Annotated in this window: 13 protein-coding genes; 10 read left to right on the top strand and 3 right to left on the bottom strand. The window is 39.0% G+C overall.

Features of this window, described 5'->3' with window-relative positions:
* Positions 1 to 71 precede the first annotated feature (71 nt).
* The 3 genes from P2W73_RS13540 (at position 72) to P2W73_RS13530 (ending at position 5,447) form a co-directional block, all read left to right on the top strand.
* Positions 72 to 1,352, top strand: a complete 1,281-nt coding sequence (locus P2W73_RS13540; protein WP_276502594.1) for an acetyl-CoA hydrolase/transferase family protein — start codon at positions 72 to 74, stop codon at positions 1,350 to 1,352.
* Positions 1,353 to 1,492: 140 nt separating this feature from the next.
* Positions 1,493 to 2,266, top strand: coding sequence for a hypothetical protein (locus P2W73_RS13535; protein WP_276502593.1), 774 nt, complete (start codon positions 1,493 to 1,495; stop codon positions 2,264 to 2,266).
* Positions 2,267 to 2,327: 61 nt separating this feature from the next.
* Positions 2,328 to 5,447: a caspase family protein gene (locus tag P2W73_RS13530; RefSeq protein WP_276502592.1), complete on the top strand. Its 3,120-nt coding sequence runs from the start codon at positions 2,328 to 2,330 to the stop codon at positions 5,445 to 5,447.
* An 87-nt stretch (positions 5,448 to 5,534) separates the two neighbouring features.
* Here P2W73_RS13530 and hemN read toward each other — a convergent pair whose 3' ends face one another.
* Positions 5,535 to 6,911 carry an oxygen-independent coproporphyrinogen III oxidase gene (hemN, locus tag P2W73_RS13525; protein WP_276502591.1) on the bottom strand — a complete coding sequence of 459 codons (1,377 nt, stop codon included), beginning with the start codon at positions 6,909 to 6,911 and terminating at the stop codon, positions 5,535 to 5,537.
* 137 nt (positions 6,912 to 7,048) lie between these two features.
* Here hemN and P2W73_RS13520 point away from each other — a divergent pair, with 137 nt between their 5' ends.
* From P2W73_RS13520 to P2W73_RS13500, 5 genes are all read left to right on the top strand, one after another.
* Positions 7,049 to 7,252, top strand: a complete 204-nt coding sequence (locus P2W73_RS13520) for a cytochrome c oxidase subunit 2A (RefSeq protein ID WP_276502590.1) — start codon at positions 7,049 to 7,051, stop codon at positions 7,250 to 7,252.
* Positions 7,253 to 7,264: 12 nt separating this feature from the next.
* Positions 7,265 to 7,723, top strand: coding sequence for a cupredoxin domain-containing protein (locus P2W73_RS13515; protein ID WP_276502589.1), 459 nt, complete (start codon positions 7,265 to 7,267; stop codon positions 7,721 to 7,723).
* 112 nt (positions 7,724 to 7,835) lie between these two features.
* Positions 7,836 to 9,518, top strand: coding sequence for a cbb3-type cytochrome c oxidase subunit I (locus P2W73_RS13510; RefSeq protein ID WP_276502588.1), 1,683 nt, complete (start codon positions 7,836 to 7,838; stop codon positions 9,516 to 9,518).
* Complete coding sequence (locus P2W73_RS13505; protein WP_276502587.1) at positions 9,518 to 10,138, top strand: SCO family protein; 621 nt, start codon at positions 9,518 to 9,520, stop codon at positions 10,136 to 10,138. Before P2W73_RS13510 ends, P2W73_RS13505 begins: the two co-directional genes overlap by 1 nt.
* Positions 10,128 to 10,673 (top strand): c-type cytochrome, encoded by a 546-nt coding sequence (locus P2W73_RS13500; RefSeq protein WP_276502586.1) that lies wholly within the window; start codon positions 10,128 to 10,130, stop codon positions 10,671 to 10,673. The genes P2W73_RS13505 and P2W73_RS13500 overlap by 11 nt, the downstream gene beginning before the upstream one ends.
* Here the strand turns inward: P2W73_RS13500 and P2W73_RS26515 are convergent.
* Both P2W73_RS26515 and P2W73_RS13495 read right to left on the bottom strand, forming a co-directional pair.
* Complete coding sequence (locus P2W73_RS26515) at positions 10,574 to 10,924, bottom strand: GIY-YIG nuclease family protein (protein WP_369127525.1); 351 nt, start codon at positions 10,922 to 10,924, stop codon at positions 10,574 to 10,576. The two genes, P2W73_RS13500 and P2W73_RS26515, sit on opposite strands and share 100 nt — an antisense overlap.
* A 116-nt stretch (positions 10,925 to 11,040) precedes the next feature.
* Positions 11,041 to 13,425: a hypothetical protein gene (locus P2W73_RS13495; protein ID WP_276502585.1), complete on the bottom strand. Its 2,385-nt coding sequence runs from the start codon at positions 13,423 to 13,425 to the stop codon at positions 11,041 to 11,043.
* Positions 13,426 to 13,516: 91 nt separating this feature from the next.
* Between P2W73_RS13495 and P2W73_RS13490 the strand changes: the two genes are divergently transcribed.
* Positions 13,517 to 14,011: a DinB family protein gene (locus P2W73_RS13490; protein ID WP_276502584.1), complete on the top strand. Its 495-nt coding sequence runs from the start codon at positions 13,517 to 13,519 to the stop codon at positions 14,009 to 14,011.
* A gap of 693 nt (positions 14,012 to 14,704) precedes the next feature.
* A partial coding sequence (locus P2W73_RS13485) for a hypothetical protein (protein ID WP_276502583.1) occupies positions 14,705 to 15,122 on the top strand: 418 nt, incomplete at its 3' end.

Raw genomic sequence — 15,122 nt, 5'->3', positions numbered from 1 at the left:
CACAACAGGCACCAGTTTTCTTCAATAGTTTTGCGGCTGTTATTTTATTAACCCGGAAAACAGTCAACCTAATGAGCAATCATCTCTTTGTTTCAGCTTCACAGGCAGTAGAACATATTCAATCAGGCTACCGTGTTTTTATACACGGCAGTGCCGCTACGCCGGTCACACTTGTCAAAGCTTTGCAGGACCGGCATGCTGAGTTGAAAGATATAGAGCTGGTAAGCATTACCAATCTCGGAAATATCGATTTTGATAAGCCTGAGTACGGAAAGAGTTTTTTCTTTAATTCCTTATTTGTTTCTGCTAATACAAGATCGGTGGTAAATAGCAGTGATGGTGATTATGTACCTATTTTTCTAAGCGAAATACCATTGTTGTTCCGCAGAAATATTTTACCGATAGATGTGGCATTGATACAGGTTTCGCCGCCTGACCTGCATGGCTATTGTTCGTTGGGCACTTCGGTAGATATTGCCAAAGCCGCTGCTGATACGGCCAAAATAATTATTGCACAGGTCAATCCTAAAATGCCGCGTACACATGGCGATGGCTTTTTGCACGTCAAAAGAATTAATGCCATGATCTGGGATGAAAGTGATCTTCCGGAGGTGGATTATTCAGCTAAGACCTCGGATGCTATTAAGCAAATAGGAAAGAATGTGGCTTCGCTGATTGACGATGAAGCTACATTGCAAATGGGCATTGGCAGCATTCCCGACCAGGTATTGCAAAACCTGCATGGCCATAAAGACCTGGGTATACATACGGAGATGTTATCGGATGGCATCATTCCTTTGCTGGAAAGCGGCGTCATTAATAACAGCAGGAAGAAAATAAACGTGGGCCGTTCCGTCACGGGATTTATGGCCGGCACCAGGAAGCTCTACGATTTTGTGCATGACAATCCGCAAATGCGGGTAATGGATATTGCGTATGTGAATGATACCAGTGTAATCCGAAGAAATCCAAAAGCCACAGCTATCAACAGCGCCATTGAGATAGATCTTACAGGCCAGGTATGTGCCGACTCTATTGGTGTGTATCAATTTTCCGGTATCGGTGGCCAAATGGATTTTATCCGCGGAGCGTCTTTGTCAGAAGGAGGCAAACCCATTATTGCTTTGCCATCCGTCACCACGAAAGGTCAGTCCCGTATCGTACCTTTTTTAAAACAGGGAGCTGGTGTTGTTACCACCCGTGGCCATGTGCATTGGGTGGTGACTGAGTATGGAGTGGTGAATTTATTTGGAAAAAACCTCAAGCAAAGAGGGAAAGCACTGATCAGCATTGCCCATCCGGATCATAGAGAAGAGTTGGAGAAGGCGTTTTATGAGCGGTTTAGACAGTAGTGTCGCAAGATACATTTATAACTACCGATTGAAATAGGTTGTCCTGGCAGGGTTTTCATTTTAAATGGCCGAAAAATTTTGGCACTGCCGCGTTAAAGCATAAATTAGTGTGTTATAAGCCACCTTAGACGACCACCTCAATGAGACATATAAATCCTGTTGCCATACTGATTTTGCTAGTTGTGGTTATCTTAGTCGACATTGTTATTAGAATCTTATACTGCACAAACATTCATCTATCGTTTAATTCGCAGGAATTTAATAATATACTTTCTCCGATAATTTCATTCTTCGGATTTGTTGGAGTAATTGTGACGATTTTATTGACCTTTAAACAAAATAAACACCAACAAGGAAGTAATTATTTTAATTATTATAAAGAACAAATCAACAAATTAGCCGGAGAGACACCTACTAAGGACAACGGTACTGCCTTTTCTACATATGATCTTTTAAGCTTTCCAATTTATGTTTCTAATAAATATGATGACTTAAAAAAGGATCAAGATTGGCTTGCAGACCTTGCAAAATTTAAAGCCGGAAATTCAGTTAAGAGCGAAGGGAAGCCGTATGATAATTTGATTTTAGGAAACGTAAGACTGTTTCATACTAGTTTAATTCTACTTTTAAAAAGATATAAAAGTTTTATAAACGAAATTGACGATCATGATGTTTTAGATAAGAATCAAAAGCAGTTATTGTTAAAAGAGCTATTTGATACACAAGTCGAAAAATACTACAATGGATGTTGGTTGGTTGGCTATGAAGAGGAACTAAAAATTATCAAAGACAATTTATATTTTGCTTTTGTCCCAAACATGAGTGCCGATCTGTTGTTTTTTGATAATCATTTCTATGATCTTAAAAACTTTATTGATAAAAGAGACGACTTAAAAAAATTAACCATAGCCTAAAAAGACGACGCACAACACACGTTAGCGGCTATAAATTTCAACACCCTAAAATTTGATACAGTTGACAAAAACCACGACATTAACCAACCATTTACTGCTAATTGCTATAGATAAATACCAAAATCAGACTCAGCTTGCATCCTGTGTTAAAGATGTAAAAGATTTCAAGGATACTTTACTTCAAAAATTTGACTTTGAGGAAGCAAACGTTTGTGAACTTTATGATGAAAAAGCAACGAACAAAAACATTCAAGATATTTTCAAAAAGTATGTTACCACACTAACAGATGAATCAAATTTAATTATCTATTTTTCTGGACATGGTGGACTAGATAATACAATGAACAGAGGGTTCTGGGTTCCTGTTGAGGGCAGCAAAGATTATACAACATGGGTCCCGAACGAAACAGTCCAAACATTCATACAACAAATCCAAGCTAAACACATTTTTGTAATTTCAGATTGCTGTTTTTCCTGGAGTTTATTAATTCAAAATGGAACAAAAAGTACATCGGACTACTACTCGTTTTCTTCGAGATGGGCTTTAACTTCAGGCCAGAGCTTTACTTATGATGGGACTGAAGATGAAAATAGCTTTTTCTCACACAGTATTGTTTCTTTCTTAAAAAATTCTACGGAAGATATTAGAGTAAGTAGTTTGATAGAATATGTAAAAGAACAGTTCTCATTAAATCTGTTTCAAGCACCTCAAGGGCATCCATTCATGGATAAAAACCATAAAGGGGGTGAATTTATTTTTAAAATAGTAAGCGATGAAATTATCGACGATAGAGATGTCAAAAGCAATAAAGATTTTCTAAAAATACTTCAGCTATACAATAGACATGCAAACTTTAAAGAGATTGTAAAATTTGAAGACAATACCTCAAAAATAGGGTATCACATTTTTCAAGAATATGATTCTTTGCGAAAAAACGTTACGTTTTTTTTATACTTGTTTGAAGGGATATATTGGCAAAAAACTTATAATCATATCAAGAATGCACATCCGGATGTTTTCAAAGAAAGGGGGTTGGTTATAATACTTCCTAAAGAAAAAAATCAGGTGAATCCAGAAAAAAGGAAGCAAAACATTCAAAATAGGTTTAAGCCTTTAAATATTTATTATGTTGATGACTTTATCAGGGAATTATGTACACCAAAGAGCATAACTGAAAATAAGGGAGACAAATATCTTGACATACCAAATTTTATTATTCCTTCCTTTGAAGTAAACAATTCTACAATTGAAGACACTAACTTTTTTAAGGACTGGTTAAACCATGAAGATGAACCAATATTAGTTCTAAAAGGAACTGGAGGTATTGGCAAAACTACGTTTGCTCAATTCATTGCCGACAAGTTTATAACAATCAATCCAAATTCTTCAGTTTTATTTATTGATTCAAGTGAAATTAGAAATGAATTAATTAAAAGAGAAAAGAGTTATGAAAACATAAATGTTTACAATTTTTATGAAGCACTTTACGAAATAAATAGTGCTGACGGGGAAAAACTAAATGAAGATTTATTCAGATTAAACTTAGATGCAGGTAACTTCTTATTGATAATTGATGGCCTTGATGAAGTTATTTCTAAAGTTCCCAAATTTAATGTTGACGAGTTTCTAAACTCAATCATTGATTACACATCTGAACAAGGCAATGGCAAAATAATAATAACTTGTAGGTCATATTTTTGGGAGAGTTCGAAATACAACTCGAATCAAATTGTTACAGCTGAACTTTTGCCATTCAATGAAAGACAAACTCAACGATTCTTTGGAAAAAGCTATAATCAAGATAAAAGGAAAGTTGAAAAGAGTCTTAAAATAGCAGATGAATTCAAAATGCCAGATTATAAAGGTGACTTTTTCTTTCATCCTTACGTTTTAGATGTTATTCGGTCAATTGTTGAGTCAGAGCAGGAAGTAATATCTTCTGACACATCATTTAATTCTACAATTCTCGACAAGAATGTAAAAAATGACTATATTATTTATCGCATTTGTTACAGAGAGAGACTTCGTGTAGAACAAATAAATGTTGATGAGCAAGTAAAATTTTTTTCATATTGGGCGATAAAAAGAAGGGGTGTTATCTCATTAGATAATTTTGGTAGAGAGTTAAAAGAAGCGACTAATAAACATATCGACACAACAACTATTGAGGCTTTTAAATCACATCCTTTTATTCTTACTTCTAATAAATCAATAAGATTCAGGTACGATTTTTTCTCAGACTATTTTAAAAGCATTTATATATCAAGATATATAAGGCTAGAAAGTGAATTTGAAAAGATAAGCGATGACTTCTTGAAAATAATATCTGAGAACTGCTGGTATGGATCTGGTATGATAACTGATATTAAGAACAGAATACCCTCATGGACAGAGAATGAAATTTTAAAATGCTCTGATTTATTAAGTCAGATAAATCAGAATACTGAAATAAACACATCTATAAAAAGAAAATCTATTTCAGGCCTCTTTAATATTTGCATAACCCTAAACATAAAAGCGAAATCAAACAATGTTGAGCAAAATACACTTTTACTGACAGCTTTATTTGCACAATTTCCAAATGAATTAAATGGACTTCACATTATCAATATGCATAGTAGTGAGGAAGCAATAAGATTTAATTTTTCAAATCTTACAATCAAAGATTCGTTTATAGACAATTATCAATCTTTTTGGTCATGCTTATTTAATGAAAACACTGTATTTGAAAATACATACCTATTAAATTTAGATTTCGATTCTCATAAAAAGATACCCATTCCTAAAGAAAATTTCAGAAACTGCACAACAGATGACAAATTCAATAAAGCATTTAAAAAGGATAAATTAAACGAAAAGAGAAACGATGAGCAAATAAAAGAATTCTTAGAAGATTTTTTTGGTCTATTTTTTACGAAAGGACGGCTAGAAAGACAAGGCTATGACAGTTTCATAAAAAGAAGATTTGCTGGAATAAGTCAAAATTATTTTGATTTTAACGACATCATTAAATTCTTTGAAAAAGAAGATTTTATTGAGTATTTAAAAGAGTATGGAGAACTGAGAGTAAAAATAAAAGATAAATTTAAGCCCGATATTGTAAGATTTATTAAAGATGGTACAATGTCAAAAACGATTCTTTCACTTATTACAAAATTGAGAATGATGACACGAAAATAGCTTTTACAGCAGCCCACAAAGGCCGTTGTAGTCATGGTATTCTAGCTGTAACTCGCTTGAGAATTAATAATTTTTGGAATAATCTTTTTATATCGCCTTACTAAAAGTCTCTTTGCTGGCTAATGAACTACTGCGTTGGAAATACAGATCAAACGCTGCACAAATGTTACGGATAAAATAATGACCTTCCTCTGTTATGATTAATTGTTGTTGATCATATTTCACTAGCCCATCTGCGGCCAACTGCTCCAATTGCGGAAAACAAAATTCCTGTATCAAAGGAAGATGCTCCGGTTGAAAAAACGTTGTTCCTTTACAGGAAATATTTTTGATATAGTGACGGAAAGCCAGGTCCTCTTCATTTAAAAAATAACCGCGGTTGACAGCCAGCTCACCTTTGTTTATGAGCGCATAGTAGTTATGCAGTGTTTTGTCATTTTGCGCAAATGCATTACCAAGGTCGCTGATGCTGGATACGCCAAGTCCTAATAAAAGTCCGCTGTTTTGCGTGGTATAACCCATGAAATTCCGGTGCAGTTTGCCACTCTGTTTTGCGATGAATAGTTCGTCATGTGGCAGTGCAAAGTGATCCATGCCAATATCAGTGTATTCATGTACTGTCAGCAATTCTTTTCCCTTCAGGTATAACAGGATTTTTTCTTCAGCGCCGGGCAGGTCCGTTTCATTAAACAAACGCTGACCACGGCTTGTCCATGGTACGTGGGCATAACTGTAAAAGGCGATGCGATCCGGTTTTAAGCTGATCACCTGGTTGATGGTGTTTTCAATGCTTTGAATGTTTTGCAGGGGTAAACCGTAGATCAGGTCGAAGTTTACCGAACTGAAGCCGGCTGCTCTTGCATTTTCAGTGGCCTGCTTTACATTTTCAAAAGGTTGAATACGATTGATTACCCGCTGTACTTCGGGATCAAGGTCCTGCACACCATAGCTGATCCGGCGAAAGCCTAAAGAATATAGAAGCTTCAAATGTTGTTTGGTCGTATTATTCGGATGTCCTTCAATACTGAATTCATGTTGCGGATGAACGATACTATATTTGAGCAGGGTGTCCAGCAGCCTTTTCAGATTTTGCGGCGAAAAGAAAGTGGGGGTGCCACCGCCCAGGTGTATTTCTCTTATAACAGGAGTTTGGCTCATCAACCGGCGATAGAGTTTCCATTCTTTCTCAATAGCCGCCAGGTATTCTTCTTCCACAGAATGATTTTGGGTGATCTTTTTATTGCAGCCGCAATAGGTGCATAGTGATTCACAAAAGGGCAGATGTATATAAATGCTGATGCCGTTGGCGGCGTTTTGTTTATCAAACTGCCGGGCAAATTGTTCTTTCCATTTCTCCTTATCGATGTTGTCGTACCAGAAAGGGACCGTAGGATAACTGGTATAGCGGGGTACCGGCTGGTTGTACTTTCTTATCAATAGCGGGCTGACACTTGTAGTATTCATATAGCAAATGTCATCTACACCCGTTTCGTATCACATGATTAAGGTTAAATACCAGGCAGATATTAATCATCCGGAAGCCAGACTAAACAATCAATCAACCAGCTTGACGATCCTCATTTTCTCACCTGATAAAAATCATGTGGTCCGAATACTTTGAATCATCATTTGCGGAAATAGTGCAGGATACTTTTGTCTCCGAAATGTCAAAAACAACAAATATGGAATCACCCAACGAAGAAAAATTTATTCCCAAAGGTGCCATGGCTTTCTTTATCCTGTTAGTCATCCTCGCACTGCTTTTCTGGTATGGTATCTATTTATTAATGATCGACCGAGTTTAAAACTGACTGATTATGACAATCGACAAATCTGAAAAGAAAGTAGTAGCAATCACCTTAGCGGTGATTGGCCTGTTTGTTTTTTCATTGCTCTATGCAAAGGGAAAATATAAAAGCGATGTACCGGAGTGCCTGCCGTACGACAAGGCCTATGAAGAACCGAAGATCAATAAACTGGACTCAACTACCTACCAGGTATTTTCGGTGGCTTCCATGTGGCAGTTTCAACCATCTGAAATATATGTGCCAGTCGGCAGCGAGGTGGACTTCTATCTTACTTCCAAAGACGTGGTACACGGTTTCAATATCGCCCAGAAAAATATCAACATGATGGCGGTTCATGGAGCTATCAATAAGACAACCGTAAAATTTGATAAGCCCGGCGTGTACGATATCGTCTGCCATGAATATTGTGGCGTTGGTCACCAAAACATGCGGGCACAGGTGATCGTCAATTATGCCCCCAACCCCTAAAGGGGGGTGAAGCATGTTGAAACAAACAGCATTTGCAAACGATTAATAGAATACTAACTGCCGGGCCTCCTGTCGAATACAGGAAAATGGCGCCTGGCAAAAACCAACAAACATGCAAGTATCAAAATCATTCAAACGGGTCATTTTTCTCGAGCTGGCCATCCCCGTAGCATTATTGACCATTGGCATTTATCATGGCCTGATGCAAACAATCTACCGGGCCGGTGTCTTGCACCAAAGTGCTTTTGCAAAATTGGATTACTACCAGGGTCTCACTTTACATGGTGTGATCAATGCATTGGTGCTGACCACTTTTTTCGCCGTGGCTTTTGGTCATGTGACGATCAGTTTTTATTTTAAAAAAGAGCCCAACAAAAAATTAATGTGGCTTAGCTTTTGGCTCATGTTGTCCGGTGTGCTGATGGCCGCCTGGGCTATGCTGGCTGGTAAAGCATCTGTTCTTTATACTTTTTATCCGCCATTAAAAGGTCATCCTTTGTTTTATCTCGGTGCGGCTTTATTAATAGTGGGTTCCTGGGTTCCTTTGTTTGATTGGGCAAGAATGTACAATCAATGGAAAAAAGCCAATCCCGAAACCAAAACACCATTGGCGGTATTAGGTACGCTGATCAATTTTATCATTTGGTTTGTTTGTACACTGGCAGTGGCGTATGAAGTGTTAGTGCTGTTGATCCCCTGGTCGATGGGCTGGACCGACACGGTGAATGTAAACCTGGCAAGAACATTATTCTGGTTCTTTGGCCATGCACTGGTGTATTTCTGGTTATTACCTGCCTACATCATGTTTTACACTGTTCTTCCAAAAGTGGCAGGTGGCAAACTGTATTCTGATCTTGCCGGAAGAGTTGCCTTGTTCCTATTCCTATTATTTTCAATACCGGTAGGTGTGCATCACCAATACAGTGATCCTACTATCGCACAAGGTGTAAAATTCTTTCATGGCATGCTGACTTATGGCGTAGCCATACCAAGCTTTATCACTGCTTTTACACTGGCTGCATCATTGGAATATGCAGGCAGGCAAAGAGGAGCCAAAGGATTGTTTGGCTGGATGACAAAGCTTCCCTGGTTTGATGAGAACAGGTTTTTGTTTGCCTATTTTATCGGTGGCCTGATCTTATTCATCTTCGGTGGGGTTACCGGTATCATCAATGCTTCTTATTCATTAAATACAGTAGTACATAATACCGCCTGGATGCCGGGGCACTTTCACATGACCGTAGCTGGCCCGGTGTTCCTGAGTATTGTGGGTATGAGCTTATACATTTATTCAAAACTGAGCGGAAAGAAAATCGCCTTGCCAAAGCTCAATACGATCATTCCTTATCTATGGGTAATAGGCATGCTGATCTTTTCTTTCGGTATGAGCTGGGGTGGTTTGCGTGGTGAACCACGGAGAACCAATCTCGGTACTTCTTATCTCGATCCTGGAAACCCACTTTTCCGCAGCGACTGGGTACCGACTACATTGCTGGCTTTGCTGGGTGGCATCATCATGTTCATTGCTGGTATGCTGTTCATCATCATCTTCTTCGCTACCATTTTCAGCAAAAAGAAAGCGGAAGGTGAGTTGGAGATACCAGTTAGTGAAGCTTACCATGATGAAAAAAGAGTACCCATTTTTGACAGGTTTAAACCCTGGCTGGTGACCATGCTGGTGATCATCCTGCTGGCTTATATCCCCGCATTGTATAACGTAAATAAAAACAGTGGACCGGGTTCGCCACGATATAATATTGATAATCCTGTACCGCAAGCGTCAGTTAAAAACTAATGCAAAAAAGATCCACGATAGCATTATTCATCACAGCCGTATTTGTGTTGCCGTTCAGCGCCTGGGCCTTGCTGAACTTCTACGAAAAAGAGTTTGAAGCATTGCCGGTCATTGGTAAAGCCAAAGATCATCACATTGGTAATTTTCAACTGGTCAACCAGGACGGGATTGTAAAAACAGAGAAGCAGTGGGATGGTAAGATTGTGGTTGCGGATTTTTTCTTCACGCATTGTCCAACCATTTGTCCGAAAATGACAGCCAGTATGATGCGGATTAATGAAGAATTTAAAAATGACGGTGCCATCTGGCTGAGTTCATTTAGTGTAGATCCCGAAAGAGACAGTGCCACACAGTTAAAAACTCATGCAGACCGGTTTGGAATTGTTACGGCGAAGTGGGATCTGCTGACGGGTGATAAAAGAGAGATCTACAAACTGGCTCGTAATAGTTTTATGATCGTGGCGACGGATGGTGATGGTGGACCCAACGATTTTATCCATAGCGAAAAGCTGGTGCTGATCGATCCTCAAAAAAGAATACGGGGCTACTACGATGGCACCAGCGACAAAGAAGTGAAACAATTGGTAAACGATATAAAAAAATTAAAACATGAACTGTAAAAAATTACCACTACTGCTGTTGTTATTGAGCGGAGTAATCCTGGTAAATGCAGCTCCTCCCGTTGAAGAAGGAAGAACAATTTTTACCAGCCGCTGTGCCGCCTGTCACAACATAAATAAAACAATGACAGGCCCCGCTTTGGCCGGCGTGGATCAGCGACGCTCTATTGACTGGATCATCAAATTTGTGCATTCATCCCAAACGCTGGTAAAAAGCGGAGACAAAGATGCGGTGGCCGTTTTTAACCAATTTAATAATGTGCCGATGCCTGATCATCCTGACCTGACAGATGATCATATCAAAAGTATTGTGGAGTATATAAAATCAGCGGCGAAACCTGCCGGTGAAGAGAAAGCTCCATTTGCCAAACCTTCGGTAAAGAAAACCGATTACAGGCCGCTGTCGCTGCAAAAAGACTATGGCTTTTTTATCGCTTACCTGGCAGCCGTGGTAATGCTGATTGCCACATTAGTATTTCTTGTACACTTAAATAAACTCAGGCTTAAAACACAGGAACAAAAGAATGCTGTGTAATGAATGTCAAAATAGTTGGTTTTCGTTTCAATCTCAGGGCTCCCGATTCTTCGGGGGCTTTTTTGTTTTTTTAACCGGAGTTCTTCTTTCCTTGCTTCCAGTTCTGTTGCGAAGTTCTTTACTGCTTTGATCAAATAAGGTCTACAGTTTCGTGTTGCAGTTACCATTCCGGCATTATGTCTTTCTAATCGTTTCAAAACGTCTGAACAATAACCAATGTAATAGCGATCACATTTTTCAGAATATAAAATAAAATCAAATCAAATCTTAGTATGTCTACACCACAACACACACTTTTTTATTTTGTTGCTAAGGATTGGTGTGTGGAGACACACAAGGCGGAGGCTTTACCAGCCAAAATATTAATCTAATTCATCCTCTCCAGCACCTCAACCGCCTTACTGTCTTTAACGCCATTAAAAGATTGCTGATACACCACTTGTACACGCAATGCCTTCAGACCGGTAATACCCTGCAGGTCCTTCAGCGTAAGCCATTCCACTTCGGACCCGATATAACTGATGCTTTGCAGGTAACGCAGGTAGTTCATGTATTCTTTGGCTTCCTTATCTTGTGAGTACACAATAGCAATTTTGCCGGGTTGAGTAAGCCGTTCATTTGTTTCTGTTACCAGGGCTTTATCAATCCGTTTTTTCATAATCTCATACCGGATATTATAGGCGCCGTCAACATCAAATCTCTTTTCTTCCATCCGGAAGCGTATAGCCAGCGGATTGCTGTGCACTAAAATGAGTGAACAGATATCAAGCTTTGTTTTTAAGTTAGGCTTCAACCGGCGTATGGCATTTTCTGTTTCACACATCACCAGCAATTGCCATAATCGCAGGTTCTGCAGGTATAATGGATGAAATGTTTTATTGTTAACCAGGCTTTGCCCGATATACAAATTATGTTCTACGCCATCTGTTTTATATTTTTCAAAATAATGGGGAAACATATTTTGAGCAGCCAACTGCGTTTTATCCAGGTAGGCGGAAACCTTATCATTAATCAGTTTTATGCTTTGCTCATAATCTTTCCGTTGTTTATACACCACACCCAGTGAGGGATCTAATCGTTTTTCATAATCAAGCAGGGCTTCATGCAATTCAGGAGTTAGCGTATGCAGGTGATTGAATACCGGATAAATTTCAGTTTTTAAAAATTCCAGTACCTGGTTTTCATCGCCGGCGGCAAGTCCTCCCTCTAATTTTTCAATATAGCGTTCAATGCGAAACTGAAGTTCTTTATAAACAGGCAAAGAAAATTTATTGACCGCTGTATCCAGCACCGCTTTAGCAAGCGTCAGTTGCTCCACCAAATCGCCCTGTATGGCCAGGTTGCGCCGGGTGGAGGAACCTTGTATATCTACTTGCCCATACAGCGGATACACATCATTGAATACAATTTGCTCCATGCTGGCATCGGCAAAAAAACGCAGGTTGTTCACTAATTTCTCTGCTGCTTCCGTAAACCGCCAGGCAACAGTAGGATGGATAGCGGTACACTTTTGGCGGATAATTGCCTCCAGTTGGTTTTCAAATTCCTCCTGCCACCGTTTTAATGCCGTTGTAAACAGAGGGACCACTTCCTGCAATTTGTGCGGGATAATGGCATTTAATTCATTGGCATTTTCAGAACCGAGCTCCAGCACCCCAATCAGTTCATCATTGTACAGTAATGGAATGGCTATATAACTTTTTAGTTTATGCTTAACCAGCTGAGTGGACAATACATTTTTATCGACATCCCCATTCTCTATTTCCGGCAAAATGAATGGATTCTTTTTATTAAAAATGCATTGCTCCGAAACATCGTAAAATGCGTCTTCAATTTTTTTTGTTTTTTTATCGCTCATCACGATACTGTTCCAGAATCCATAACCCAATGATTGCAGTACGTTTCGTCCTTTATCCCAGGAGATAAAACCTGTTTTAAGATGAGGCACGTTCAGCAGGGCACCCAGGTTCGTTCTTATCCGCTCAACAATATCGGGCATTACCAGCGCATCTTTTTTCAACAAGTCATATTTCAGCGCCGAAATGGATTCTTCTCTCGTAACGTCAAAAAGTGTAACGATGGTGATCCCTTCGAGCACGAAACTCTTCGGCGGGATTTTCTTCTTCCATAATTCGATATTATCAAAATTATTTACCAGCTCCCTGATATCTTTTTCGGTTATTTCAATTTGTTGTAATGGCTTCAACTGTGCAAAATCACCATTAAAAAAAGCCCGGTACCGGTGCATAATACCCGTCTTTTTATCCCGGATATCAAAATAAAAATTGCGGGTATAGTTGATCCCGGCGCTATAAAGCGCATTCAATATGGAGACACTACCAAACACATACATAAAATTCTCGTTGTTAAAGGGCACTCCTATATCTCCATCAGCGGCGTCGAGTACCCCGTCAAAGCGTTTGGTAACATTAAAGAAAAAAGGCTGGTAAGGCAGGGTAACCGCTCTTGTTTCATTGGTGGTAGTAAGCGATGGAAAGAACGGCGACAACAACAGTTGAATATCTTCCTGGTTATTTTCAATAAAGGCTGTATCGGTAAATGGTTCCGCTAATGCAGGGTTTTTGTTTACCCGCCTTAAGACTTCGGCAGCCCGGTCGGCTTCAAAGGAACCAGGTTCATTTAGTTGCCCCTGCCACCAGTCTATCACTTTCTTAAAACTGAAATGGGTAATAAACGGCAATTCAATATTGCCGGCGTATTCGTTGCTCTTTATATAACGGATGTAAGACATACCGGATTAATGTATGATTATAACGAATGAACGGCTATTCAGAGGACAAATAATATCAGTAACTTTAATACAAAGATAAACTTCTGCGTGTATGGAAACCGCAACCACAACTTTACAGCCGGTAATTGAGACTTTTAAGCTGCAAACACGTCTTTTTCTTAACGTGACAAGAGATATTACGGAAGAGCATGCCAAAGCTCATTTTGGCGGCAGCCCTAATCATATAGCATGGATCACCGGTCACCTTGTTGCTACCCGCTACATGCTCAGCACGGTGCTGGGGCTTACTGACAGGGAACCCTATCCTGAACTTTTTGAAAAAGGAAAAGGAATTCAGGATGATATAAATTATCCCTCAATGGATAAGCTGACAGCGGGCTGGGAGGACTTTGCCGAAAAAATTATTGACCGGCTGGAAAGCCTGACCGAGGATGAACTACAGGCCGACCCGCCTATTCAAACACCGATTGGTGATAGCACCCTGCGGGGGTTTATTACATTTATCTGCCATCATGAAGCATACCATATTGGTCAGCTAAGTATACTGAAAAGGTATTTCGGCTATGAGCCGATGAGTTATGCATAAGTGATCATTAAAATAGCTGCTCAATTATTCTTCTATTCTCGCCATTAGCCAGGAAACATTTTCACTTCTTTCTGTTGCCAGGCTGTGTGAAGGCACACTCCAGAGCCGCCACTCCTTCTTTACGGACACACACTAAGGCTGATATAAAAGACTTGCCTGGACATTTCGATATAAAGACAACAGAGAAATAGTTGCATGTTAGCAAAAAAGACCTTGTTAATATAATCAGTAAAATAAGGGGAGCTTACAAGTGTACTGGACGATCTTTGGCGTAAAGGTAAGATAGACTGGTAGGGATAAAAGCGGCAATTTAAATGGCGAAGAACGGGGAATCACTCCGGTATATTTATCAACTGTTCGAGGCAGTGCCAAAGATGGAGTTCTAGCGAATGCCGCCGAGTCCATGGCAAACTCACAAAACTGAAATGAGACTCGGCTGGGAAGAAGAGTTTAAACAAGTAATAAAAGAAACCGGCCTTATACTTCTTTACTGTAAAGAATGCAATGAGTATTCTTTTATTTCAAAACCTCATGCTTTCGGGTTTTAAAACCTTGGAAGAGAATTCACTTAGGAGCTTTGGCCTCTTTTTGATTTTTTACCAATTTATACTTCAATAAATTTTCTAATGTCCGCTTCTAGAATTTAAAAAAAAATTATGAAAAATCTATAATATCGCATCTAACTACAAAAAAATGGAAAAACTAACTACTTACTTTGTAAGCGTCTTAATATCGTTTGGAGCTTTTTCTCAGAGGAATCTATTTCCGCCAAATTTGCTTCCAAATACCACTGTCAGAGTTGAAGGCTTTAGAGATACCAGTATTTCAGGAGCAAAAAAAACTTATAGCTCTACTGGAACTGGCTTTTTTTATGAATTTCAGGTTGACACAATTCGTTTCATGGCTATTGTAACAAATAAACATGTAATTGAAAAAGCCACTCTTGGGAGGCTAACACTTAAATTATTAGATAGTAGTTATAAAGTAAGCACACGACTAACTACACATAGTTTTCAAACCTTACTTCAAATAGATTTGCTCTCATGGAGCAAATTACCAATAAGTCGTCTCGTATCAGGCGAAACAATCAGCAAATACTCGACTTGCTTAA

The sequence above is a fragment of the Terrimonas pollutisoli genome, from assembly GCF_029360765.1.
GTDB lineage: Bacteria > Bacteroidota > Bacteroidia > Chitinophagales > Chitinophagaceae > Terrimonas_B > Terrimonas_B pollutisoli.
This window is presented reverse-complemented; position numbering and strand designations above follow the sequence as displayed.